This is a genomic window from Streptococcus timonensis (genome assembly GCF_047463455.1).
GTDB lineage: Bacteria > Bacillota > Bacilli > Lactobacillales > Streptococcaceae > Streptococcus > Streptococcus timonensis_B.
In genome coordinates, this window is sequence record NZ_JASHDV010000002.1 from 375,764 (window position 1) to 401,757 (window position 25,994).

Annotated in this window: 25 protein-coding genes, 1 tRNA gene and 1 pseudogene; 4 read left to right on the forward strand and 23 right to left on the reverse strand. The window is 39.1% G+C overall.

What is annotated here, in order from left to right:
* Positions 1–79: 79 nt before the first annotated feature.
* Entirely contained in the window at positions 80–328 is a 249-nt protein-coding gene (locus QM847_RS05070) for a YneF family protein (RefSeq protein ID WP_269797294.1), read from the reverse strand.
* Between the two features lie 283 nt (positions 329–611).
* On the opposite strand from QM847_RS05070, the pseudogene QM847_RS05075 reads away from it, so the two are divergent.
* Positions 612–3,026 (forward strand): annotated as a pseudogene (locus tag QM847_RS05075) (glycosyl hydrolase family 95 catalytic domain-containing protein); the annotation flags it as partial.
* Between the two features lie 281 nt (positions 3,027–3,307).
* Here QM847_RS05075 and QM847_RS05080 read toward each other — a convergent pair.
* The 6 genes from QM847_RS05080 to QM847_RS05105 form a co-directional block, all read right to left on the reverse strand.
* Positions 3,308–3,508: a mechanosensitive ion channel protein MscL gene (locus QM847_RS05080; protein WP_414354289.1), complete on the reverse strand. Its 201-nt coding sequence runs from the start codon at positions 3,506–3,508 to the stop codon at positions 3,308–3,310.
* A gap of 153 nt (positions 3,509–3,661) precedes the next feature.
* The gene (locus QM847_RS05085; RefSeq protein WP_414354291.1) at positions 3,662–4,588 is read right to left on the reverse strand and encodes an ATP-binding cassette domain-containing protein; all 927 of its coding nucleotides are present in this window, start codon (positions 4,586–4,588) and stop codon (positions 3,662–3,664) included.
* 10 nt (positions 4,589–4,598) lie between these two features.
* Positions 4,599–5,666, reverse strand: coding sequence for an ABC transporter ATP-binding protein (locus QM847_RS05090; RefSeq protein WP_414354293.1), 1,068 nt, complete (start codon positions 5,664–5,666; stop codon positions 4,599–4,601).
* A gap of 8 nt (positions 5,667–5,674) precedes the next feature.
* Positions 5,675–6,601 carry an oligopeptide ABC transporter permease OppC gene (oppC, locus tag QM847_RS05095; RefSeq protein ID WP_414354294.1) on the reverse strand — a complete coding sequence of 309 codons (927 nt, stop codon included), beginning with the start codon at positions 6,599–6,601 and terminating at the stop codon, positions 5,675–5,677.
* A complete protein-coding gene (locus QM847_RS05100; protein ID WP_414354295.1) occupies positions 6,601–8,097 on the reverse strand; it encodes an ABC transporter permease in 1,497 nt (498 codons plus the stop codon). Before QM847_RS05100 ends, oppC begins: the two co-directional genes overlap by 1 nt.
* A gap of 65 nt (positions 8,098–8,162) precedes the next feature.
* On the reverse strand, positions 8,163–10,145 hold the full coding sequence (locus QM847_RS05105; protein ID WP_269797299.1) for a peptide ABC transporter substrate-binding protein: 1,983 nt from the start codon (positions 10,143–10,145) through the stop codon (positions 8,163–8,165).
* Between the two features lie 178 nt (positions 10,146–10,323).
* On the opposite strand from QM847_RS05105, the gene QM847_RS05110 reads away from it, so the two are divergent.
* Positions 10,324–10,394 (forward strand) — tRNA-Cys (locus tag QM847_RS05110).
* Positions 10,395–10,480: 86 nt separating this feature from the next.
* Here QM847_RS05110 and QM847_RS05115 read toward each other — a convergent pair.
* From QM847_RS05115 to QM847_RS05165, 11 genes are all read right to left on the reverse strand, one after another.
* The gene (locus QM847_RS05115) at positions 10,481–11,812 is read right to left on the reverse strand and encodes a hemolysin family protein (RefSeq protein ID WP_269797300.1); all 1,332 of its coding nucleotides are present in this window, start codon (positions 11,810–11,812) and stop codon (positions 10,481–10,483) included.
* 116 nt (positions 11,813–11,928) lie between these two features.
* A complete protein-coding gene (locus tag QM847_RS05120; RefSeq protein ID WP_269797301.1) occupies positions 11,929–12,759 on the reverse strand; it encodes a DNA/RNA non-specific endonuclease in 831 nt (276 codons plus the stop codon).
* A 41-nt stretch (positions 12,760–12,800) separates the two neighbouring features.
* Positions 12,801–12,989, reverse strand: a complete 189-nt coding sequence (locus tag QM847_RS05125) for a DNA-directed RNA polymerase subunit beta (protein WP_346658446.1) — start codon at positions 12,987–12,989, stop codon at positions 12,801–12,803.
* Positions 12,982–14,268 carry a UDP-N-acetylglucosamine 1-carboxyvinyltransferase gene (gene murA, locus QM847_RS05130; RefSeq protein ID WP_269797303.1) on the reverse strand — a complete coding sequence of 429 codons (1,287 nt, stop codon included), beginning with the start codon at positions 14,266–14,268 and terminating at the stop codon, positions 12,982–12,984. Before murA ends, QM847_RS05125 begins: the two co-directional genes overlap by 8 nt.
* 25 nt (positions 14,269–14,293) lie before the next feature.
* A complete protein-coding gene (locus QM847_RS05135; RefSeq protein WP_269797304.1) occupies positions 14,294–14,524 on the reverse strand; it encodes a DUF1146 family protein in 231 nt (76 codons plus the stop codon).
* Between the two features lie 56 nt (positions 14,525–14,580).
* On the reverse strand, positions 14,581–15,618 hold the full coding sequence (locus QM847_RS05140) for a SepM family pheromone-processing serine protease (RefSeq protein WP_414354296.1): 1,038 nt from the start codon (positions 15,616–15,618) through the stop codon (positions 14,581–14,583).
* Entirely contained in the window at positions 15,602–16,090 is a 489-nt protein-coding gene (gene coaD, locus QM847_RS05145) for a pantetheine-phosphate adenylyltransferase (RefSeq protein WP_414354298.1), read from the reverse strand. The genes QM847_RS05140 and coaD overlap by 17 nt, the downstream gene beginning before the upstream one ends.
* Positions 16,080–16,619: a 16S rRNA (guanine(966)-N(2))-methyltransferase RsmD gene (gene rsmD, locus QM847_RS05150; RefSeq protein ID WP_414354299.1), complete on the reverse strand. Its 540-nt coding sequence runs from the start codon at positions 16,617–16,619 to the stop codon at positions 16,080–16,082. The genes coaD and rsmD overlap by 11 nt, the downstream gene beginning before the upstream one ends.
* A 61-nt stretch (positions 16,620–16,680) precedes the next feature.
* On the reverse strand, positions 16,681–17,673 hold the full coding sequence (gene asnA / locus QM847_RS05155; protein WP_414354300.1) for an aspartate--ammonia ligase: 993 nt from the start codon (positions 17,671–17,673) through the stop codon (positions 16,681–16,683).
* An 87-nt stretch (positions 17,674–17,760) separates the two neighbouring features.
* Complete coding sequence (locus QM847_RS05160; protein ID WP_414354302.1) at positions 17,761–18,444, reverse strand: Bax inhibitor-1 family protein; 684 nt, start codon at positions 18,442–18,444, stop codon at positions 17,761–17,763.
* Between the two features lie 52 nt (positions 18,445–18,496).
* Positions 18,497–19,237, reverse strand: coding sequence for a TrmH family RNA methyltransferase (locus tag QM847_RS05165; RefSeq protein ID WP_414354304.1), 741 nt, complete (start codon positions 19,235–19,237; stop codon positions 18,497–18,499).
* A 33-nt stretch (positions 19,238–19,270) separates the two neighbouring features.
* Between QM847_RS05165 and QM847_RS05170 the strand changes: the two genes are divergently transcribed.
* Together QM847_RS05170 and yidC are read left to right on the forward strand one after the other, a co-directional pair.
* Positions 19,271–19,549 carry an acylphosphatase gene (locus tag QM847_RS05170; protein WP_311523064.1) on the forward strand — a complete coding sequence of 93 codons (279 nt, stop codon included), beginning with the start codon at positions 19,271–19,273 and terminating at the stop codon, positions 19,547–19,549.
* A 78-nt stretch (positions 19,550–19,627) separates the two neighbouring features.
* Positions 19,628–20,554, forward strand: coding sequence for a membrane protein insertase YidC (gene yidC / locus QM847_RS05175; protein WP_269797312.1), 927 nt, complete (start codon positions 19,628–19,630; stop codon positions 20,552–20,554).
* Between the two features lie 74 nt (positions 20,555–20,628).
* Here yidC and pflA read toward each other — a convergent pair whose 3' ends face one another.
* From pflA to rmuC, 5 genes are all read right to left on the reverse strand, one after another.
* On the reverse strand, positions 20,629–21,423 hold the full coding sequence (pflA, locus tag QM847_RS05180) for a pyruvate formate-lyase-activating protein (RefSeq protein ID WP_075566184.1): 795 nt from the start codon (positions 21,421–21,423) through the stop codon (positions 20,629–20,631).
* A gap of 129 nt (positions 21,424–21,552) precedes the next feature.
* Positions 21,553–22,809 carry a diaminopimelate decarboxylase gene (locus tag QM847_RS05185; RefSeq protein ID WP_414354306.1) on the reverse strand — a complete coding sequence of 419 codons (1,257 nt, stop codon included), beginning with the start codon at positions 22,807–22,809 and terminating at the stop codon, positions 21,553–21,555.
* A gap of 72 nt (positions 22,810–22,881) precedes the next feature.
* Positions 22,882–23,706 carry a pur operon repressor gene (gene purR, locus QM847_RS05190; RefSeq protein ID WP_414354308.1) on the reverse strand — a complete coding sequence of 275 codons (825 nt, stop codon included), beginning with the start codon at positions 23,704–23,706 and terminating at the stop codon, positions 22,882–22,884.
* A 100-nt stretch (positions 23,707–23,806) separates the two neighbouring features.
* Positions 23,807–24,748 (reverse strand): 3'-5' exoribonuclease YhaM family protein, encoded by a 942-nt coding sequence (locus QM847_RS05195; protein WP_414354310.1) that lies wholly within the window; start codon positions 24,746–24,748, stop codon positions 23,807–23,809.
* On the reverse strand, positions 24,738–25,994 hold the full coding sequence (gene rmuC, locus QM847_RS05200; protein WP_414354312.1) for a DNA recombination protein RmuC: 1,257 nt from the start codon (positions 25,992–25,994) through the stop codon (positions 24,738–24,740). The genes QM847_RS05195 and rmuC overlap by 11 nt, the downstream gene beginning before the upstream one ends.

Genomic DNA, 25,994 nt, shown 5'->3' on the forward strand with positions numbered 1-25,994 from the left:
AACTTCAATAAATGTGAACATAGTGAGAAGTCTGGAACTTTCATCCCAGACTTTTCCTATTTATAGTGACAATAAGCTTTTATTTTTTCTTTTTGCTGTTAGCAAGAGCTGCTTTTTGTTGACGAATAATTTGGTGATACACTTGTTGTACCTTAGCTTCGCTTGGTTTTTGACCATTTGCACTCAAAAGAGTACGAACTGCTTCTGCATTCAGACGTGGGTTATCCGCAAATTCTTTTTCAATTTGTTTACGCACCAAGTACATGCCTCCAAGAGCACCTCCTAGAAAAGCTAAAACAATCAAGATAATCGCTAAAATAAGATCCATAATATTTCTCCTGTTTCTTTTAAAGTCTACTATATTATACCATAAAGTCCCACTGCTGACTAGTTTGATTTGCGCTTTCAGAAAGCAACTATGCAACATTTTAATTCTCTTAACCTATAAAAAAGGCTTGCTTACTATCCATTATAAAATCTAGAATATACACTGTCCTTAAAATAAACAAATGAGGCCTTTAAAACCTTGCAATAAGTTAATGTGTCTGCTATAGTAAAAGCATAGAATTCACTATACTATTTGCTTCAATAATAAAAAAACTATGAAAAATAAAAATAACTATCAACTAATATACGACCAACCAACTGTTCCTTCTTATGATGGATGGGAAAAACAAGCCCTCCCAGTCGGAAATGGAGAAATGGGTGCCAAGGTTTTCGGATTAATCGGTGAGGAAAGAATCCAATACAACGAAAAAACTCTCTGGTCTGGTGGACCGCAGCCGGATAGCATCGATTACAATGGGGGGAACTATCAAGACCGCTATAAGGTTTTAGCAGAAATTCGTAAGGCATTAGAAGAAGGAAACCGCCAAAAAGCAAAACAATTAGCGGAGCGCAACCTAGTCGGACCAAACAATGCTCAGTATGGTCGTTACTTATCTTTTGGTGATATCTTTATGGTCTTTAACAACCAAAAGAAAGGCTTGGAGAATGTTACCGACTATCATCGTGGTTTAGATATTTCTGAGGCCATCTCGACCACTTCTTATACCCAAGACGGTACGAACTTTAAACGCGAAACCTTCTCTAGCTATCCTGACGATGTTACTGTGATCCACTTGAGTAAAAAAGGGGATAAAACCCTTGATTTTTCACTCTGGAATAGCTTGACAAAAGATTTGATTGCTAATGGAGAGTACTCTATGGAAGAATCAAATTTTAAAGAAGGAAGTGTTAATGTCGATACCAACGGTATTCTACTCAAAGGCAGTGTCAAAGATAATGGTCTTCAATTTGCTTCCTATCTTGTAATCAAGACAGATGGACAGGTTACGGCCCAAGATGGCTATTTGACTGTCACTGGAGCTAGCTATGCTTCCCTTTTACTCAGTGCCAAGACCAACTTTGCTCAAAATCCAAAAACCAACTATCGCAAGGATATTGACCTAGAAAATACTGTCAAGTCTATCGTAGAAGCTGCCAAGGCAAAAGATTATGAAACCCTAAAAAATAACCACATCAAGGATTATCAAAGTCTCTTCAATCGTGTTCAACTAAATCTTGGCGGTAGCAAGTCTAGCCAAACTACAAAAGAAGCTCTGCATACCTACAACCCAGAAAAAGGGCAACAACTAGAAGAACTCTTCTTCCAATACGGACGTTATCTACTCATCAGTTCTTCTCGTGACCGGACAGATGCCCTTCCTGCCAACTTGCAAGGAGTCTGGAATGCTGTAGACAATCCACCTTGGAACTCAGATTACCACCTCAATGTCAACCTTCAGATGAACTATTGGCCTGCCTACATGAACAATCTTGCAGAAACTGCTAAGCCAATGGTCAATTATATTGATGACATGCGCTACTATGGTCGTATCGCTGCTAAAGAATATGCATGTATCGAATCCAAAGAAGGCCAAGAAAACGGTTGGTTGGTTCATACTCAGGCAACACCATTTGGCTGGACAACTCCAGGTTGGAATTACTATTGGGGTTGGTCTCCTGCTGCCAATGCTTGGGTGATGCAAAACGTCTATGACTACTACAAATTCACCAAGGATGAAACCTATCTCAAAGAAAAGATTTATCCAATGCTCAAGGAAACAGCCAAGTTCTGGAATTCCTTCTTGCACTACGACAAATCTAGTGACCGTTGGGTTTCTTCTCCATCATACTCACCAGAGCATGGAACTATCACGATTGGGAATACTTTTGACCAATCTCTAGTTTGGCAGTTATTCCACGACTATATGGAAGCGGCCAATCATCTCAATGTCGACCAAGATTTGGTGACAGAAGTGAAGGCTAAATTTGACAAGCTCAAACCACTTCATATCAACCAAGACGGCCGAATCAAGGAATGGTACGAAGAAGACAGTCCTCAATTCACTAATGAAGGAATTGAAAACCATCACCGTCACGTTTCCCATCTAGTTGGACTCTTCCCAGGTACTTTATTTGGCAAAGATCAGCCGGAATACCTGGAGGCCGCACGCGCAACCTTAAACCACCGTGGAGATGGTGGAACGGGTTGGTCTAAGGCCAATAAAATCAACCTCTGGGCCCGTCTCCTAGATGGAAATCGTGCCCACCGTTTGTTGGCAGAACAACTCAAATCCTCAACTCTAGAAAACCTATGGGATACGCACGCTCCTTTTCAAATTGATGGGAACTTTGGTGCAACCAGCGGTATGGCAGAAATGCTCCTTCAGTCTCACACCGGCTATATTGCCCCATTACCAGCCCTTCCAGATGCATGGAAAGATGGTCAAGTCTCAGGTCTAGTAGCTCGTGGTAACTTTGAAGTCAGCATGAAATGGAAAGAAAAGAATCTTGAAACACTATCTTTCATTTCTAATGTTGGTGGAGATTTAGTCGTAGACTATCCAAATATCGAAGCTAGCATTATCAAGGTTAGCGGTAAGGAAGTGCAAGCAAGCCGCATCAAAGACAATCGCATCCAGCTTGCTACTCAAAAGGAAGACCTAATTACCTTTGAGCACTTGCCTAACCCTGTATCTTCTGAACTAAACTAAGTATCATCTATATGATAAAAACTCTACGAAGTTATCAACAGTTTCAACTCTAGTATTGCTATAAATTTAAAAAAGGATGGAAGATTTTCCATCCTTTTTTATCATCTAATTTCTTCATTACTAAAGTAATTTTACAAACCAATCTAAAATTGATACTCCTAAGTCTATAAAAAAATTGTATACTACAGAGTAAATGATATACCAAATAATTTCTATTAAAATTATGAGTGGTTTAATCAAGATAAAAAATAGAATATCCCAAATCAATTTCATTTCTTATCTTCCTTTCTAGGGAGCCCAAGAATCCCTGGTAAGGAAGAACTTAGTTTTAAAGCTAGAATAAATCTAGTCAACTCTAACACTTCTGGCTCTGATTCCTTCTTTTCAGTTAAAACTTCCATCCCCTTTACCCAAAGGCATGCTCCAACAGTTCTAGCAAGATCAGTAAATAAATTTGGTTGATGATCCATTTGATTCTCCCTTGGTTAATCACACTTATAATCGCTTACTTCTTATTGTATTCAGTATATCAAATTGTTAAAGATAATCAAGTTTTATAACTAAAAGAAAAAAAGTTTCATAATCTTCATAGAATGAATCTACAAAAATTATAAAACCTTTTCTTATTTCAAATCATTTTTATAGCGTTCCAATTCAGCTTGGTTAGCCCAAACATAATGACCTGGTCGGATTTCAACCATAGATGGTTTATCAGTCTCATAGTCGTGTTGACTTGGATCATAGACTTTTAAGACTTTTTTACGTTCCAAAATTGGGTCTGGAATCGGTACTGCAGACAAGAGAGCTTGAGTATACGGATGGATTGGATTGTTAAACAATTCTTCCGTTTCCGCGACTTCAACAATGACCCCTTTGTAAATAACTGCAATACGGTCAGAGATAAAACGAACAACTGACAAGTCATGGGCAATAAAGAGGTAAGTCAAGCCTAGTTCTTTTTGGAATTTCTTGAGCAAGTTCAAAACTTGGGCACGAACTGAAACGTCCAAGGCTGAAATCGGCTCATCTGCGATAACAAAGTCAGGTTGCATAACTAAGGCACGAGCGATACCAATACGTTGACGTTGTCCACCTGAAAACTCATGAGGATAACGTGTCAAATGTTCAGCCAAAAGTCCAACTTCACTAATAATCTTTTTAACTTTTTCTTGTCTTTCTTCCTCATCCTTAAATAGATGGAAATTATAAAGACCTTCAGAAATGATATAGTCAACCGTTGCACGCTCATTCAAACTAGCAGCAGGGTCTTGGAAAATCATTTGAATACGACGGATTACTTCAGCTTCTTGAGCTCGTGATTTTTTACCGTTGATCTTTTTACCTTCGAAGAGGATATCCCCTTTACTGGTATGATTCAACCCAATAATAGCACGACCAATCGTTGTTTTACCACTACCTGACTCACCCACTAGAGAGAAAGTTTCACCTTTGTTGATAAAGAAGTTAGCATTTTTAACGGCTACAAACTTTTTGCTTCCTTCACCGAAGGAAATCTCTACGTCTTTAATTTCTACTAATTTTTCAGACATTTCCTTCCTCCTAGTTTTCTATATGAACAAGACCCATTCTCTCACGAATCTTGTCATGTAAATTTGAAATTACTGCTGGTTTTTCAACTTTTGGAGCTCGTTCATCAAGCAACCAAGTTTTAGCCCAATGAGTATCTGAAACAGCAAATTGGGGTGCTTTTTCTTCAAAATCGATCTTCATTGCGTAATCTGAACGAAGAGCAAATGCATCACCTTTTAATTCTGTATATAGTGACGGAGGAGTACCTGGAATTGAATATAGTTCTCCTTTATCATCAGCTAACTGTGGCAAACTTGATAGTAGGCTCCAAGTGTAGGGATGACGAGGATCATAAAATATTTCTTCAACAGTACCGTACTCAACAATCTCACCAGCATACATAACAGCAACTTTATCTGCAATACTTGCTACAACACCGAGGTCGTGTGTGATAAAGATAGTTGTAAAGTGATATTCATTTTGAAGCGACTTAAGCAAGTCAATAATCTGAGCTTGAATAGTAACATCGAGAGCCGTAGTTGGCTCATCACAGATAAGAACATCTGGACGACAGGCAAGTGCAATAGCGATAACGATACGTTGACGCATTCCTCCAGAATATTGGAATGGATACTCTTCAAAACGCTTCTCGGCATCAGGAATACCAACCTTATTCATATAGTCGATAGCCAATTCTTTTGCTTCTTTAGCTGTTTTACCTTGGTGTTTAGTGATAACCTCGGTAATTTGGCTTCCGATTGTTTTGATTGGGTCCAAACTAGTCATAGGATCTTGAAAGATTGTTGCAATCTTAGCCCCACGAATCTGTTCCCAATCCTTGTGAGAAGAAAGTGCTGTTAGATCTTGACCACGGTAATCAATGTTACCAAAAGCGATACGACCGTTTTCTTCTAACATCCCCGTGAATGTTTTAGTCAAAACTGATTTACCCGAACCTGACTCTCCAACTAAGGCAAGAACTTCTCCTTCAATCAACTCAAGAGAAACTCCGCGGATAGCTGTCAAAACTTTGTCACGAACGTCAAATTCCACGACAATATCTTGAGCAGATAAAATTACATTTTTATTATTTGTCATTTCTACTCCTATCTATGTGTACGTGGATCACTAGCATCGGCTAAGTTTTGCCCAACAACGAAAAGTGACAAGGAAACCAAGACCAAAGTAGTCAATGGAATCCAGAAAAGGTAAGCATTAGTTGTTACGTTCTGTGAATACTCTGAAATCAAACGACCCAAACTTGGAACTGTAATCGGTAATCCAAGGCCGAAGAATGATAGGAAAGCTTCATAAGAGATAAAGGCTGGAAGCATTTGCGACGTACTTGTAACGATAACAGATACCAATTGAGGCATGATATTTTTTATAATAATTTTGTAGTCAGGTGTCCCCAAGGTACGTGAAGCAAGGTTATACTCCAAATCACGGTAACGCAACATTTGAATACGAATTGAGTGCGCAACGTTAATCCAAGTAGTTACACTCATGGCAAAGATCAAGTTCCAGAAACCTGCTCCGATAGAGTAAGTCAATACGATAACAATCAAGAGTGATGGAATGTTATTGATAACGTTGTAGACTTCCAACATGAAACGGTCAACAGATTTTGATATCCCCCAAATTCCACCGATGATAACACCGATAAATAGGTTGACAAAGGTCGCAATCACCGAAATCAAAATTGAGTTACGAGCTCCAAACCAGACACTATCAAAGAGAGATTTACCATTACTGTCTGTACCGAACCAATATTCAGCATTTGGTTTAATGAAGCGGACACTAAAATCGTTTACCTTACTTACATCATTAAAGTCAAAATCAGAAAAGATTGGATAGATGAAACTCATTAAGACAATGGAAATCAAAATCCCAAGCATGATCACTGTTGATTTCTTCTTAAAAAATTGTCTAAAAACAGAACCCCAATATGAGTAGGCAGGAGCATCAATTGCTTCAGAGGCATAATCATCACGTTTTACAAATTGAAATTTATCATTACTAATTGTAGACATTATTTGCCTCCTTTCTCTGTCAATTTAATACGTGGGTCAATTATCGTCATCCAAATATCACCAACTAGGTTTGAGAAGATTGAGATACAAGTGAAGATAAATACGAGACCAACAACCATGTTGTTATTTGATGCTTTTACTGAGTCGATCAGCATTTTACCCATACCTGGATAAGCAAAGACTGTTTCAGTCAGAGTTGCTCCACCAATAACACCAATAATAGAACCTGGGATACCTGAAACGAGTGGTACCATCGCGTTCTTAAAGATGTGTTTGCTAGAAATTTCTTTCTCAGACAAACCTTTGGCACGGGCAAAACGAACAAAGTCTTGAGATTGCAAGTCAATCATGTAACGACGAATCCAAATTGCCATGGTAGGTGCTCCAAGCAAACCAAGAATGACTGCAGGAAGCACATAAGAACGCCAGTCCCCAGCACCCAAAATTGGGAATGAATCAGGGAATCCGATAGATGAACCAATCAAACGAATGATATAAACCAAGGCAATGGTTGGAAGGGCAAGTAAGAAGGTCAAAGCTCCTGTTGAGAAACTATCGATCCATGTGTTCTTGTAACGAGCCATTGCAGAACCAAGTGGGATTGCAATCGCGTATGAAATAGCAAGACCAATCAAACCTGTGATCGCAGAACTTGCAATCATTGATGGATACTGATAGTTACTTTCAGTAGCCGTGTATGGATCATCCTTACCGTAGTTAGCTACTTCACGTGCATCAGCCTGACTTGGTGATTTATAAGTTCTTGTGTAGATATTGACTGACGAAGTTTTCTTACCTGTTGGGAATTGAACTTCTGAAGTCTTGGTTTGTCCTTGACCTTGTGTGATAACTTGAAGAACAGGAGTATTGGCATAAGTTGGGTAAGAATCTCCTAAGTTCAAGTTGACAAAGTTTTGGTGAACAAATGGGAATTGACTGTTGAAGTACAAGAGGTATTTATGTTTAGTCCCTGAACCTACTAGAGACCATCCAATAGCCGGATCGTTTTCAAATCGCAAATAACGCTCTAAATTAGGATTTTCCGGGTCTTGAATCTTGTTTGTATGGTCAATGTCAAGCAAGTTTGCATAGAATTTGAACACACGCTCGAAAATAGGGATTTCACGAGTAGCATAGAATTGTCCGCTCTCTGTGAATACACCCAAAGTCCAACCGTTACCAAGTTGTTGGATATATTTTTCGTAGATAGCTTTATTTGTATCGTTTGCATCAACGGTTACAGAAGGGTCAATGCTACTAGCTTTTTCCTGCAACTCTTTCGTATCGTAATATTCGATATACCCCATACGCTCAAAAACGGTATTTTCATAGTTATCACGTTTATCAGCTGTTGTTGCAATTTTATTGTAGTTAGTATCTTGTTTGAAGATCAACTTCCGTGGAACCATCGTATAGATGATTGTGTAAATCAAGGTCGTTACTAAAAAGATAGAAACTAACGACCGCAAGATACGCATAAAAACATATTTTTTCATATTATTTCCTTTAAAATCCCAAAAGAACCTTCTCCTTTTGGAGAGAAAGTTCTGATGAGCATTATTTATTTCACGTGGCTCGCTAATTCTTTTTGAGCTTTTTCGTTTGATTCAGCTTTTTCTTTGAGCCATTTTTCACGAGCTTCTTTGTACTCTTTAGCAGTTACAGTGTTAGCTTGCAATTTAAGATATTTGAAGTAAACATCTGAACCTTTATCACCAGATTGAGTATAAGATGCTGAGAATGGAACAACACGAGAGATAATAGGAGCTGCTCCTGAAGATGCCATTGCAGGAAGGAAGAGTGAGCTATCTGTCAACCAAGCTTGAGCTGCTGCGTATTTTTCATAACGAACTGCTAGGTCGCTTGTTTCATTTCCAGCTTCGTCAACTAATTTATCATATTCTTTCAAACCAACTTGAGCAACTGCTGGGCTAGATGGGTTGTCATATCCCATATAAGACTTAGTTGTTTCGCTATTAGTTGTTTTCAAGATATCTAGGTAAGTTGATGGGTCTTCATAGTCAGGGTTCCATCCAACTGCACCTGAAAGGTCCCAATCCTCTGCAGCTGCGTTAGCTGCGTAGTATGTGATATTGTGTAGTTCGTCTGTAGTGATTTGTTGGATATCAATCACTACATTTTCAGTTCCAAGTGTAGTTTCAACTGATTGCTTGAATGACTGGATACGAGCAATGTAACCTTTAGATGTTTGGTCTACTGGAATGTCAATATGGATAGGGAATTTCACACCTTCTGCTTCAAGAGCAGTTTTCGCTTTAGCCAATTCAGCTTTAGCTTTTTCAGCATTGAAGAGTCCATCTTGACCATCAGCAAGGTTTACATTTTTCCACTCATCACCATAAGTAGCAACTTTTTCAGTTACCATATCACCAAATGATTTACCGTTAGCAGACACAAACTCTGGTTTTACAAAAAGGTTACGAACAGCAAGAGGAGCTCCCTTTTCACCATTAAGTTGAGCAGAGTATGCAGTACGGTCAAATGCAAAGTTCAAAGCTTGACGGAAATCTTTGTTAAGAAGGGCTTTCTTAGTAGCAGTTTTTTCTTCGTCAGTAGTTTTTGAAGTGTATTTGTATGATTGACGGTCAATATTGACACCCAAACCAGCGATACCAGGACCTTGTGGATTGTAGTAGATATTGTCTTTGTATGTTTCTTCAACTTTTGAGAAGTTTGAGCTGGTTGGGAAAAGACGAGCATAGCTGTAAGCTCCACTTGTAAAGTTACGTTCAAGTGACTCTTGGTCTGAACCATCGTAGTAAGCAAGAGTTACAGTATCCAAATGAACATTATCTTTATCCCAATAGTTTTCATTCTTCACAAATTCGATAGATGACTTAGCAGTCAAACCTCTAAGCAAGAATGGACCATTATAAAGCAATGAAGTAGGGTCAGTTGCTTTACCAAAGTCAGCTCCTTTTGATTTTTCAAATTCTTCGTTCAAAGGCCAGAAAATTGAGTAAGCCATTTTAGTATTCCAGTATGGCTCAGGTTTGTTCAAAGTATATTCAAGAGTGTAATCATCAACTGCTTTGACACCAACTGAAGCAAAATCTTTATTGTTTCCAGCTACATAATCAGCAAGACCTTTAACTGAATTTTCAGCTAAGTACATCGCTGCTGATTTATTGTCAGCCGCGTGTTTCAAACCATTTACGAAGTCTTTAGCAGTTACTTCTGCGTACTCTTCACCATCAGATGTGAACCATTTTACTCCCTTACGAATCTTGTAAGTATAAGTTAAACCATCTTTTGATACAGACCAGTCTTCTGCAACTGCTGGTGTAAGGTTCCCATACTTATCATTTGTAAATAGGCCATCAATACCATTTGAAGTAGCCACTTTTGTACTTTGTTTACCTGAGATAAGATAATCCAAAGTTTCTGGATCAGCGGTATATGTATAACCGTAAGCTTTTGGAGCCTCTGCATCATTAGATGACTTTGATGAACCACATGCAGCAAGAACTCCAGCTGCAACTAAAGCAACGCCTGCTAGAGCAAAAATCCGACTTTTTTTCATATTATCTAACTCCTTTGATAAAAATTATATGATAATGATTATTATATCACAGATTCTTAAAAAAGTAAACGAATTTTCAGAATATTTTGTCGCATTTTTTTGAAACATTGAATTATCACTTTTCAGAAAAGAAAGTATTGACGTAAGGAAGTTTTCAAGGTATAATATTAAAAGTTAAGGCGGTATAGCCAAGTGGTAAGGCACGGCTCTGCAAAAGCTTGATCGTCGGTTCAAATCCGTCTACCGCCTTTATATAAAAAGACTCCAAATGGAGTCTTTTTCTTTTTAAAAATTGGAAAAAGCTTTACTAGCCTAAAACTAGTAAAGCTTTTCTGTTAATCAGTTTCTTCTTCTGGTTCGAGTTCTACAATGTGAACCTTAACCTTGGTTACACGACCATTTTTTACTTTGTCATTGGTCAATGTGATGTGTTTGTTTGAGCTTTCCAATTCGTAGCTGAGTTTTTCACTTGTTGGGATAGTACCTACTCCAGTTAAATAGTAACCCGCAATGGTATCTACATCATCACTCTCAAGTTCAACATCAAAGTAATCATTGAAGTCATTCAAATTCATTGTTCCTTGGACGATATAGGTATTTTCACCGATAGTATGAACGTATACTTCAGCACGGTCAGTTTCATCATCTATCTCACCAACAATCTCTTCAAGTAAGTCCTCAAGAGTAACTAAACCAGCCATACCACCATACTCATCAAGGAGAATAGCCATCTGTCTTTGTGTATTACGAAATTCTTTTAACAAATCATTTATAAAGATAGTTTCAGGCACAAAGAGCGGATCTTGTAAGATTCGCTTCCAGACGATATTATCGAACCCACTGGCAAAGGCTTCTTTAAGGAGACTCTTTGTATGAATCAAACCAATGACATTGTCCTTATCACCGTCATAAACAGGAATTCGAGAAAAGTTTTGTTTTAAGATACTTTCGATAATGGTCTGAGTGTCATCTTGGATATCTACCATAAATGCATCTGTTCGAGGGACCATCACTTCACGAGCCAGCAACTCGTCTAGTGAGAAAATCCCTTGTAACATCTCAATTTCATCAGCATCCAAAGTTTCTTCACTATTGGTTAACATATACTCAATTTCATCACGAGTCATCTTTTCATCTGCATCATCAAAACTCATAGGAGTCAAACGACTTAGTAAATTAGTTGAAGCAGATAATAACCAAACGAAGGGACTAACGATCTTACCTAGTCCAATAATAATTGGGACAGAGCGAATTGCTAAAGCATCTTTCAGATTTAGAGCAATACGTTTTGGGTAAAGTTCCCCAAAGACAATCGAAATATAAGTCAAGAAAGCTAGCGACAAGAAAGAAGACACTGCTCTCGCTGTCTCACTATTTCCAATCCATGAAGCAATCTCTTGTCCAAGTGTATCAGCCAATTGCGCCCCAGATAAGATAGTGATTAAGGTGATACCAACTTGAATAGTCGATAAAAAGTGATTAGGGTTTTCAAGTACTTTTAACAAACGGATATAGCGTTTATCTCCCTCTTCTGCTTTTTGCTCAACACGAGAACGACTGAGTGATACCATAGCCATCTCTGTTGCAGAGAAAAAAGCGTTGAAAAGAGTTAATACGACTAATAGTAAACATTGCAGTAACAAATCCTGACTGCTCGGGTCTTCCATTTTACCTTCTCCTAAATAGTATAATTGACACTATTATACCATATTTTTCCTCTTCTACACATTATTTTATGATTTCAAAAATAAATGCCCCCATCTAACAAGATAGGGGCATTTATCTATTTATCTTTTGTTACCGTAACTTCACCTGTACGATAATCTAGTTTGATACCTGTCTGTACATTTGGTACAACTACATTAAACTCTAATTCTCCATCAGAAGATTTGGCTTCAATTTGTGATGCTGATGGAACCAAGTCCTTATCTGTCGCATAGAGAAGAGTAACACGGTAACGAACACGTTTATTTTGGTCCAAGGCCTTACGGACCAAACTCTCATAGTAGTTTTGACCAGTAGAATCTTCTGCACGAGCTTGATTGGCCCAGGCTGTCTGAACAGCAATGTTTTTAGGATTACTTGTAGAGGCATCAAAACCCTCGAGACCTCCGATTAAGGCATAGCCCAGCAAATGACCTCTATCAACCGCATGATTGTAGTTCCCTTTTAAATTTTTAACCTGATGCCATCCTGCTGGCGTCCATGATGTCGAACCATTTCCGGTTTCTTCACGGTCCTTATACTGCCTTGTTGCCTTAGACATTAGGGCATTAGCTACTGTTGGAACTATCTCACCACCCACAGTCTTGGTTTTGTTATCAGCATAGGGTTGACTTGAGACCTTTGCATCTAGATTCGTTTTATTGCCATTGATGATAAAAGCCCCTGCTCCGTTCCATTCAATTGAACCTTTTATTTGTTTCTTAACCGAATCTGTCAGAATGCTTTCCGCTAGTTCCCTACTTGGGGCATCCGACGATTGTGACTTCTGTTTTACTTGCGTTTGAGGCGCAGAATTGGAATCCTGCATCTCTTTGATGTAGTAACTTCCTGCAGACAAGAGCAGAAATATTAGTAAACCAACTAGAGCCTGTCTTGTATTTTTTTCCATTGTGTCTCCTTAATTTCCTAGAAAAAGACTGGTCTCCCAGCCTATTTTCCTGTAAATTTTGTTATGAGTTCTTGCCATTTTGCTGGTGCCAAAATAGCCCATGGATCTTGTCCTTTGCCTAAGATACCATAGCCAATCATTAAACCAATACCAAGCGCTAAAACACCTATTAGAAGCACTATAATCACCAACAAAAAGCGATGTAATACATATGTGACTTGCTTATTCATCTTCATCTGCTTCCACACTTACCCGTTCAATCTTAGCTCCTAGCTGAGCCAATTTTTCATGGAAACGATAGTAACCTCTATCCAAATGGACAAGTTTACCAACAACAGTTTCACCTTCAGCAACTAGGCCAGTTAAAATCAAAGCCGCACTAGCTCGTAAGTCTGTTGATAGAACTTCAGCACCTTGGAGACGTTGACCACCAATGATACGAGCAGTATCACGGATAATTTCTGAGTGTAAGCCCATCCGACGCATCTCCTCTAGATGTTGGAAACGATTCTCAAAGACTGTCTCAACCATAGTTGATTCTCCTTGAGCAACCGTCATAAGAGCAGTAAATTGAGCCTGCATGTCCGTAGGAAATCCTGGATGTGGCAAGGTCTTAACATGAACTGCTTTCAGTTTCTCGCGTTGAGAACGGATACGAATCCCTTCATCTTCATCGATTACTTCAACACCCATTTCCAATAACTTAGCAATCAAGGGACGGTTATGTTCCCAAATCGCATCTTGGATTAAGACGTCTCCACCAGTCATAGCAGCTGCCACCATGAAGGTTCCCGCTTCAATACGATCCTGTACAACATTATGTATAGCACCGTGTAGCTTCTCAACACCAGTGATGGTAATCGTTTCTGTACCAGCACCCTTAACCTTCGCACCCATTTTATTTAGTAGAACAGCCAAATCCACAATCTCTGGCTCACGCGCAGCATTTTCAAGGACAGTTACACCATTAGCAAGAGTAGCCGCCATCATCAAGTTTTGAGTTGCCCCAACACTAGGAAAGTCCATATAAATATGGGCCCCCTGCAAGCGTTCTGCCTTAGCCTCGATATAACCAGCAGTTTGAGTAATCTGAGCGCCCATTGCTTCTAGTCCCTTTAGGTGAAGGTCGATTGGACGACTACCAATCGTACAGCCACCAGGCATAGAAACCTTTGCATGCCCCATGCGTGCTAAAATTGGTCCTAAAACTACAATAGAGGCACGCATCTTGCTCACATACTTATATGGCGCTTCTTCTGTGATATCACCTGTCGCATCAACTTCGACAATATGAGCATCCTGATCGAAATCAACCTGAGCATGCAGGCCACGAACTACCTGATTCATGGTAAACACATCTGATAAGATAGGGACATTTTTTAAGACAGTTTTTCCTTCACTTGCTAAAACAGTTGCAGCAAGTAAGGGTAAGACTGCATTTTTTGCACCCTCAATGGTGACACTTCCTACCAGGCGATTATCCCCACCTTGGACTACAATTTTTTCCATAAAATATTTTCCTTTGCTTACAATTTTAGAGTAGTGTTCGAATCGCTTCTCGCCATAGTTGGAATAGACTTAGGAAAAAGGAGCTAATAAGATAGCCTAGTCCTAAACTAATCAATGCTACTAAGAATCGAACTTTTCCCGCATTTGCCTTTGTTACCTTCAAAATCTGATCCCATTTGACTAAATCCTTCAAAAGTTGAAAGACGAGGTAAATAAAGAACATATGACTACTAAGGGTAAAAAATAATTGAATCATCGGCTTATTATACCATCTTCTTTTGCTCTATGCTAGTTTATGGACTAACTATCTTTTTAAGGATTGTTTTTCAGATAGTCTATCGCATCCTGAAGTGTTTTTACTGGAACAATCTTCATATCTGTCTTAATCATTTCAGCAGCTTCTAAAGCTGTATCATAGTTGTTTTTAGCATAAGGATTAGCTTTTTTAGTCTCTTCAGTGACTGGATTATTTGGAGCAAAGAATACTGTAGCCCCTTTTTTAGAAGCAGCAACAACCTTTTTATCAATCCCACCAATATCACCGACATTTCCATCCCTGTCGATACTTCCTGTACCTGCGACGATACGGCCGTTACGAAGAGTTGGCTCAGCAATTTGTGTATAAATCGATAAACTAAACATCAATCCTGCACTAGGTCCACCGATTCCTGCTGTTGAAAACTGAATAGGTACATCACTCGTTACTTCTGTACGGTCAATCAATCCAATTCCGATTCCATTTTTCCCATTTTCTAACGTAATAATTTTTCCCTCTGCAGATTTGATTTGTCCGTCTTCCTCATAGGTTACCTTAACCTTATCTCCTAGATTTTGAGAGTTGACATACTCAACCATTTCTTTGGAACTCTCAAAAGTTTTATCATTGACAGCTGTTACTGTATCTGCAATATTGAGAATCCCTTTAAAGGTTGAATTATCAGTTACAGTTAAAACGTAGACACCTAAATAATTGAGAGTTATCTTTTTACCAGCAGTCTTTAGTCCCTGGTATTTTGCCATATTCTGAGAAGTTTCCATATAAAATTGGTTAATTCGGACAAAATCTGCGTCTGATGAACCACCTGTCATCTCTTTAGCACTATGAATATCTGTGAAGGGAGTCAACCAAGCATAAATCAAATGAGCTAATCTAGCTTTTTGAACTCCAACTGTTACAAATTGATAGGACCCTGGTTCGCTATCTAACTTTTCATTTACTTGCAAGATACGTCTAATATCCTCCGATGTCCCCGGAACCTCTATGTAGTATGGAAGAGGCACCGTAAATGCAAGAAAGGTCATTACCAAACCTATAATCAGGTATATGGGCCATCTAGTTTTTTTCTTCATTTTTTAACTCCTCTAAGACAGCATCTGGCACATACTCACTAATATCTCGATTAAATTTTAATAATTCTCTTACCGCTGAAGAACTAAGATATAAGTGTTCTAGTCGACTGTGGAGGTAGACTGTCTCAATTTCTCCTGCCAACTGATGATTGTAATAGTCAAAACTTGCTTCATACTGTAAGTCTCCAGCGTTACGTAATCCACGAACAAGAACATGGACACCCAGTCTTCTAGCAACATCAACAACCAACTCGTCATGAGATGCCAACACTTCAATATTATTCAGATGCGCCACTGCTTTTTCAACAGTTTTTTTTCGACTTTCTATCGACAAAAAACCTGTTTTATGTGGGTTATAAAAAATCCCTACATACAATTTATCAAACAATTTACTAGCACGCTCAATTAGTTCCAAATGTCCATTGGTAATTGGATCAAAAGAACCTGTGAATAGCCCAATCTTATCTGACATAAACCGTCACCTTACTAATACCATATATTTTTTCTTTCCAGATTCCCAAACAGGCGATTTCTTCTGGAAGCTCTACTGATTTATCTGTTTCACAGACCACCATGACATCATCTGCCAAAAGATTTCTCTCGGCCATTTTTTCAATGTCGGAAACGATCTGTTCCTTTGCATAGGGAGGGTCCAAAAAGATGAGATCAAAGACACCTTCCACTTGTTCCAAAGCCCGTTCAGCTTCCATTTTCAATAACTGAAACTTAGAAGTTTCCTTGGTCATCTGGATGTTTTCTGTCACAATACTTTGAGCTCTTCGATCTTTCTCCACTAATACCGCACTTGACATGCCTCTTGAAACTGCTTCAATAGATAAACCGCCACTCCCTGCATAGAGGTCTAATACACGTCCCCCTTCAAAGTAGGGTCCAATCATATTAAAAATTGCTCCCCTAACCTTATCAGAAGTAGGTCTGGTCGTTTTTCCATCAAGCGTCTTTAGAGGACGTCCTCCGTAGATTCCTGATACAATTTTCATAAATTATATTATACCAAATTCTTGCAAAAAAGAAAAAAACCGAACCTTGTAGTTCGATTCCTTAGAGAATATTTTCATAAGTATCTCTGACTTCTTGAGGCCAAACACTAGTTTGGACTTCACCGATATGCTTCTTACGTAGCAGGAACATCGCCATACGAGATTGACCTATCCCTCCACCGATTGTCAGAGGGAAGAGACCATTCAAAAGTGCTCTATGCCACTCAAGATTTAAGCGTTCTTCATCTCCCGTGATAGCTACTTGACGACGTAGAGTATCTTCATCGACACGAATTCCCATTGAAGATAATTCAAAAGCCGCACCCAGGTTATCATTCCAAACAAGGATATCTCCATTCAGACCCTTGTATCCATTTTCAGACTCAGTTGTCCAATCGTCATAGTCAGGTGCACGTCCGTCATGAGGTTTCCCATCAGACAATTCTCCACCAATACCAATTAGGAAGACTGCGCCAAACTCTTTACAAATAGCATTTTCACGTTCTTTAGGTGTTAAGTCTGGGTAACGCTCCACAAGTTCCTCAGTATGGATAAAAGTAATTTGTTTAGGCAGAATTGACTCAATATCATAGCGGGCTTCGACTGCAAGTTCTGTCAAACGAATGGCCTTATAAATCTTTTCAACTGTTTCTTTAAGATAAGCTAGGTTGCGATGCCCATTAGGAATGACCTTTTCCCAGTCCCACTGGTCAACATAAACCGAGTGAGTCGCATCTAGTGAATCTTCGTCTGGACGAAGAGCCTTCATATGAACGAAGAGTCCTTCTCCTTCGCCAAAACCAAAACGTGCCAAGGTATGGCGTTTCCACTTAGCAAGCGAATGGACTACCTCATAGGTTTCATTTGGAATTTGTAGAACTTTAACGGATACTGGATTTTCAATACCAGAAAGATTATCCTGCATCCCGTCCCCAACCTTACTCAAGATTGGACCTTGTACTTCTACTACTTCTAATTTATCTTTTAAATACTGGGTAAAGGTATTTTTTACAAAGGAAATCTCTTCTTGCTGATGGATAAAACTTTTCTTCATACATCTCTCCTTTTGAATAATAAGATGATTATACCTTTTTATCAGTAAAAATAAAAGAAAAAAGAGCTCATTTGAGCTCTAAAAGTATTAATCATCACTTCCAAAGATACGCAAGAAGCTGAGAAAGAGGTTGATAAAATCAAGATATAACGCTAGAGCTAGAGAGATTGCCCAACCTGTAGCGACTTGACCATTTGATTCTTCATAAACATAGCGAATCTTTTGGTTATCCCAAGCAATCAAACCTGCAAAAACAAGAACCATGACAATACTGATAATGTAGTCGAAGAGACCACTGTTTAAGAATACATTAACAATCATAGCTAAAATGAGACCTACCAAGGCTGCAATCAAAGCACGCCCGATACCACTCAAGTCCTTTTTAATCACAACTCCGATAATAGCCATGACAAAGAAGAGGGCAGCGCTAGAAATGAAAGCCGTCAATACTGTCCCAGGAAGGTATAGCGACACAATAAAACTAAGCGAAAAACCATTTATTACAGAATAAATGAGGAAAATAGGAAGAGCTGCTGGACTATTCTTATAAGCCATATTACTGGCTGCAATGACAAGGGCAACTTCCACCACACCTGTCACAATTAACCAAATTCGAGCATTCAGCATCAACTGAACTAAAACATCTTGGAAGGTTGTTAGCATCAAGGCTGAAACAAGAGCAGATAAGGCAATTCCAACTCCTACAAAAGCATAGACTTTTGCATAGAATTGATTCAAACCAGAATGTTCTTGAATAATTGTTTGATTCATATTACTTCTCCTTTTAAAATCTTTTTACTGATTATAACAAAAATTAACTATTTTAACTCAAATAAAACATGAGTATACCTGCCGCAATAGCGACATTTAGACTTTCCGCCTGCCCTTTCATGCTTATGTGAACCAGTTGGTCAGCTTGCTCCGTCATGAACAGACTAATTCCTTGACCTTCATTTCCCATAACCAAGGCAAAATTCTCTAGCCGAACCAGCTCACGATAATCTTTAGAATTTTGAGATAGGCTAGTTGCTAGTATCGGTAGGGCAGTCTTTTTTGCCTCTTCAACAAATGTTTCAACAGGCATGCGATAAATCGGCAAATGGAAATGACTACCTTGCATTGAACGAAGTGTTTTTAAACTATAAATATCAGCTGACTTACTTGAAACGATAACTCCAGAAAAACCTGCTGCATCTGCCGTCCGAATCATCGTGCCAACATTTCCAGGATCCTGCACGTCTTCCAAGAAAAGATATTTTCCAGAGGTCAGGTCCGGCACTTGTTCCTCCTCCTTTTTTACTATGGCAACGATGCCCTGAGGAGTTTGCGAATCTGCTAAATCAAGCAAGATTTCTTCCGACACAAAGACAGTCTGAGGATAAGTTCCTAATTTTTCACCATGCTCAATCAAAGCAAATATTGTTTCAATTGTAGCACCTGCTTGAATAGCCTCCTCAAACAAATGCCAACCTTCTATCAGGTAACTATTTTTTCGATATTTTTTTTGATGTAATTTCTTAGCCTTTTTCACCACAGAATTGGCTTTAGAGGTTATAATAGTCATAGATATATTATAACACACTCAAGGAGGTTTGGTATGCAAAAGGTGAAAATGATTGCTCAAGGACGAGTCCAGGGAGTCGGTTTTCGCTGGGGTGTCTATAGTCTTGCTTTAGAATTAGGCGGAATCACTGGACGTGTTTGGAACAATGATGACGGAACTGTTGAAATCCTTGCTCAAGCAGAGTCTTCAGCCATTATGGCCAAATTTATCCAAGAAATCAGAAAAGGACCAACTCCCTTCTCAAAAGTAACATACCTAGATGTGCAACTGAGCAATTTCCCTTCCTATTCGGATTTCAAAGTCGCAAATTAGGTCTCTAGAACTATTGTATATTTTCAAAAAAAACAGTAGAATAGAAAGGTATAATTTTTAGATAAGGAATAGAAAATAGTGAAATTAGTAAAACGTTTTGCCATTTCAGCTATGGGAATGGCTATGCTATTAGTCTTGACAGGTTGTGTACAGGTTGATAAAGCAACAGGACAACCTACAGGATTGATTTGGAATACAATCGGAGCACCTATGGCTGAAGCCATCAAGTACTTCGCTAACGACCAGGGGCTTGGTTTTGGTCTAGGAATCATCATTGTGACCATTATTGTCCGCTTGATTATTTTACCACTTGGTATCTATCAATCTTGGAAAGCAACGCTTCATTCTGAAAAGATGAACGCTCTCAAACATGTCCTTGAACCACACCAAACTCGACTCAAGGAAGCAGAAACACAAGAAGAAAAACTCGAAGCCCAACAAGCTCTCTTCGCCGCTCAAAAAGAGCACGGTATCAGCATGTTTGGCGGAGTAGGATGTTTCCCACTCTTGCTTCAAATGCCGTTCTTCTCAGCTATCTACTTTGCAGCTCAACATACAGAAGGAGTTGCTGAAGCTAACTTCCTAGGAATTGAACTTGGATCACCAAGTTGGATTTTAGTGGCCTTCGCAGGTGTTCTCTACTATCTTCAGTCACTTCTTTCTCTTCATGGGGTTGAAGACGAAACTCAAAGAGAACAAATCAAGAAGATGATTTACATGAGTCCGATGATGATCGTCATGTTCTCAATCTTCTCACCAGCCAGTGTAACTCTATACTGGGTTGTCGGTGGTTTCATGATGATTCTTCAACAATTCATTATCAACTACATTGTTCGTCCAAAACTTCGTAAAAAAGTCCGTGAAGAATACGCTAAAAACCCACCTAAGGCTAGCACTAGTTCAGCTAGTCGAAAGGACGTGACTCCTGAGTCAACAACTGCTATCACAACTTCTAACAAGAAGAAAAACAAAAAACGCAATTCTGGAAAACAACATTCTAGATAAAAAATAAAAGGCTTAGCATTCTAGCTAAGCTTTTTTAATACAACAAAAGCCCGATGTTCCCATCAGGCTTCTTTTTATCCATGTACACGTTTCATGTAATCTTGATAGCTTTCTGTATCCATCAATTCCTTAGCATTCTTCACACGTTCTGCTGTCGGAGGTTTAACCCCTTCAAGTGAATACGGAATCCCAAGTTCACGCCATTTGAACTCTCCCATGGTGTGGTAAGGTAAGATTTCAAACTTATCAACGTTTTTAAGAGTTTTTACGAACTTACCAAGTTCAATCAAATCTTCATCACGGTCTGTCAATCCAGGCACTAGTACGTGACGAATCCAAACAGGTTTACCAATATCTGATAGATATTGAGCACAAGCCAAGATATTTTTATTGGTCTGACTAGTTACAATCTTATGTTGCTCCTCATTGATTTCCTTGATGTCAAGAAGAACTAAATCTGTCACATCCATCAGCTTGTTGAATTTTTCAAGATACCGTGGTTTATTACGGAATGGAAGAGCACAGGTATCAAGGGTACAGTGTATACCTTTTTCTTTTGCCTTTGTAAAGAGGGCAATCAAAAAATCAATTTGAAGTAGAGCTTCTCCACCGCTGACTGTAATACCACCCTTTTTGCCCCAGAAACCCCGATAACGAAGAGCTTCTTCTAAAACATCATCCACTGTTCGTTCACGAGACTTATTGGTTTCCATAGCCCATGTATCTGGGTTATGACAGTACTGGCAACGCATTTGACAGCCCTGAAGAAACACAATAAAACGAATACCCGGTCCATCAACAGAACCAAAACTCTCTGTTGAGTGTACCATCCCTGTCACTTGTCCATAATCAATTGTTTCTTCACTCATATCGTTCCCTTTCTTGAAACCGTTTTATAGCTTTATTATATCACGACTAAAAGGAAAAACAAGAATTTTTGTTTACTTTTTAGAAAACAAGCTATTTTTTTCTTTCAACTTTCACGATTTTCAAAAACTCTATTCATTCTTGTCAAAATCAAAACCATATAAGGTTGCAAAATAGTCCTCAGGTCGCTCTGCTCTACGGATTAGCCGTGCACCACCATCCTCTGTGTAGAGGATTTCAGCTGAGCGTAGTTTAGCATTGTACTGATAACCCATAGAAAATCCATGCGCACCTGTATCATGAATAACCAACAGATCGCCAATTTCTGTTTGAGGTATTTCACGATTAATCGCAAACTTGTCGTTGTTTTCACATAGTGAACCAACAACATCAACGACTTCAGCTTTACCGTCAGGATTCATCATATTAGTAATATGGTGATAAGCACCATACATAGCTGGTCTCATAAGATTGACAGCTGACGCATCTACCCCTAGATAGGTACGGTAGGTTTTCTTTTTATGAGTTACTTTTGTAACTAGAATTCCATGAGGTGCCAACATAAAGCGTCCTAGTTCTGTAAAAATCTTAACTTGACCAAGACCTGCTGGTGTAAGGACTTCTTCATAAACCTGACGAACTCCCTCACCAATTAAATCAATGTCATTAGGCTCTTGGTCTGGGCGATAGTTGACCCCTATACCACCCGAAAGATTGATAAAGTCTAGTGAAATACCCAATTTATCCTTAATTTCTACGGCTAACTCAAAGAGTTGGCGCGCCAATTCTGGATAATAGAGGTGGGTCACTGTATTTGAAGCAAGAAAAGAATGAATCCCAAAGGTTTTTGCTCCCTTTTCTTTCAGAATAACAAGGGCTTCAAAGAGTTGCTCCTTGGTCATCCCAAACTTAGCTTCACCAGGATTATCCATAATATCTGTTCCTAGTTCAAATACTCCACCGGGATTATAGCGGCAAGAGATAATTTCAGGAATTCCTGTAGCTCGCTCTAAATGCTCAATATCTTCGAAGGCATCCAGGTTAATGGTAGCTCCCAATTCATGGGCATATGCGTACTCTTGATCAGGAGTGTTATTGGATGAGAACATCATGTCTGGGCCTGTAAACTCAAGCTTGTGACTCATCAAAAGCTCTACATAGCTAGAGCAATCCACTCCACATCCTTCTTCTTTCAAAATTTTTAAGATGGCTGGAGTTGGGGTTGCTTTTACTGCGAAATATTCTTTAAATCCTTTATTCCAAGAAAAAGCTTGATTAACTGCGCGTGCTTTCTCGCGAATCCCTTTTTCGTCGTAGAGGTGGAAAGGCGTTGGAAACTCTTCAACGATTTTTTCTAAGTCTTCACGTTTAATAAATGGTGTTTTCATAGAACTCCTTCATATCCATTATCAAAGAAAGGCTGGGACAAAAGTTCCAACCTTTTAGTATCTTATTATCTCTTATTTTTCTGTATCGAAGATATTTCCAACTTCAACAGCAATTTGTTGGTTCTTCACATCAATATTGGTAACCTTCAAGAGTGACTTGTAGTCGAACTGTTGCTCACGGTCTTCCTGTGCATTATCAGCAAAGACAGCTACACCAGCCAACTCTGAATCAAACTCAGACAAGAGGCTAATCATCCCGTTAATGGTTCCTCCACCCTTCAAGAAGTCATCGACGATCAAGACACGACTTCCTGCTTTGAGGCTACGTTTTGAAAGGAACATTTTTTCGATACGGTCACTAGAACCTGATACGTAGTTGACACTAACAGTTGAACCCTCAGTAATTTTTAAGTCACGACGGACAATGACAAATGGTACGTTGAGAACATTTGCCACTGCATTTGCAAGTGGAACCCCTTTGGTCGCAACAGTCATAACGGCATCAATCTTCTGATCCATAAAGCTCTTAGCAATAATACGACCGATATTTTTCAAGATTGACGGTGTGCTGAGCAAGTCAGATAGATAGATATAACCACCAGGAAGGATACGATCGCTTTCTGAAAGCTTTTCCCGAAGCTCATTAATAATTGCTTTAGAATCTTGAGTAGAAATAGATGGTGTAAAAATAACTCCTCCACCTGCACCTGTCACAGTTTGGATATGACCAATTTCAATTTCTTCAAAAGCTCGCTTAATAATGACAATATCTTCTGAAATTGAAGATTTAGCTGATTCATACTTTTCTGCAAAAGTATTAAGGCTGGTTAATTTATAAGGATTGTTGATCAAATAATTGGAAATCACAACCATCCGGTCACTTCTTCTTAATTTCATTACGTATTCACCGTTCTTTTATTTAGTCTTGTTTTCATTATAACATACTGAAGTCAAAAAAACGAACTTTATTGTCAAAATAAAGCTCATTTTTTTGTTTCTAGTCTATTTTTGGTTTGTAGAAGGAACGATTGTCCATTGCAAAGACCTTGTTGGTCATTTCTCCTTGATCAACCAATGCTAGTGCAGTTGACATCATCATCATGCTTGCATCTAGATTATCAATCATATGAATAATCTCTGCTTCCATGATACGTGGACGAACAGGACTTCCATATTCAAGAAGACCGTGGTGGCTAAGAATAACATGACGAAGGAGGACAACCTCTTCTTTCGTTTCATCGATTCCTAACTCCATCACTGTCTTTGTAATTTCACTGTCAATCAAAGCGATATGCCCTAAAAGATTTCCTCTTACTGTATATTCTGTCTGATCAGGGCCCGTTAACTCAATGACTTTAGCTAGATCATGGAGCATGATTCCAGCATATAATAGACTTTTATTGAGTTGAGGATAAACATCTCCTATTGCATCTGCTAAACGTACCATGGTTGCTGTATGATAAGCAAGTCCTGTTTCAAAGGCGTGATGATTGGTTTTAGCAGCTGGATAAGAATAAAACTGCTTATCGTATTTGGTATAAAGGCTACGAACGATTCGTTGCCAGATGGGATTTTCGATTTTGAAAATCATCTGTGCCATATAGTCACGGATTTCCTTTACATCTACTGGAGATTTTACCTTAAAATCTGCTGGGTCATTGGGTTCTCCAGGCTGAGGCAAACGCAGTGTAATTTGATTGACTTGCGGAGTGTTATTGTATACTTCACGACGCCCCTGCATGTGGACAACTTTCCCTGCCGTAAAGGCCTCAACGTTATGAGGTTGGGCATCCCAGAGTTTTCCTTCGATTTCCCCGCTATCATCTTGAAAGGTGAAAGCTAGATAATTTTTTCCTGCACGAGTTTGCCTTAAATCAGCTGACTTAATCAGGTAAAAACCTTCAAAGTACTCGTCTTTCTTCATGTTACTAATCTTCATATTCTTCCTCATCTTCTTGGAACTGGAGTAAATCAAGCGCAGGTTCACCTTCTGACAATTCAATATGTCGAAGCGTTCGCTCGATAGCAGTAGTACGTCGGTTTAATAATTCATCAATATTGCCAGAGGCATGTTGGAGGTGTTTTTGCGCTTTAACCAAAATACCACCGAACTTACCAAACTCAGTTTTAACACTAGCAAGAGTTTTACTAATATGGTCAGCACTCTTTTGGATATTGAGAGTCTTGAACCCAACTGAAAGTGAATTAAGGAGGGCTGACAAGGTACTTGGACCTGCGACAATAATCTGCTCCTCCCGTCTCAAATCATCAAAGAAAATCGGATTACGAACGATTTCTGAATAGAGTCCTTCTGTTGGAACAAACAAGACACCAAAATTGGTTGTTCGAGGTGGCGCCAGATACTTACTCTTGATATCTTTAGCAAAACGCTTAACACTTGCTAGGAGAGATTTACGACAACGCTCAATCTCATCCTTATCACCTGCTTCATAAGCCTCTTCTAAGCGGTAATAATCCGCCAGTGGAAACTTGGAGTCAATCGGCAGATATACATATTCTTGGTCGCCTTGTCCAGGCAACTTGATGGCGTATTCTACTCGTTCACTCGAATTTTCAACAGTTGCAAATTCTCGTTCATACTGAGCAGGCGTCATGATATCTTCGATAATCTGTCCCAGTTGTAATTCTCCTAGAATTCCTCGAGTTTTTGTACCAGATAAGACTTTATTAAGAGCGCCGACATCACGGGCAACCGTCTGCATTTCTCCAAGGCCACGATTGACAGATTCCAATTGCTTGGAAACTGTCTCAAAGGAAGCCTGCAAGCGTGTCTGCAAGGTCTTTTCTAATTTTTCCTCGACCGTTTGGCGCATTTGTTCTAAGCGTTGTTCATTTGACTCCTGCAAGGCTTGGAGGCGTTGGTCTGTCTTATCTCTTGTTTGGAGGAGGTTTTCATTCATTTCCTTCCGAACTTGAGTTAAGCCTTGGTGCAATTCGATTCGCACCTCCTGCAAACGGTCGCTAACAGCCACTTCTAGATTTTTTTGGTCCAATTGGCTTACTTGTCTGGCCTGCTCAAATCGATAATCTAACTGGTCTGAGAGATTATCTGCCTGGTCTTCTAAACTTTTGGTCAGGTATTTCTCCTGCTTTTCCTGCCTCTGCCAAATGAGAAAGAGGCCGGCTAGGTTAGCAATTAATAATAGTAGTAATACAATCTCCAT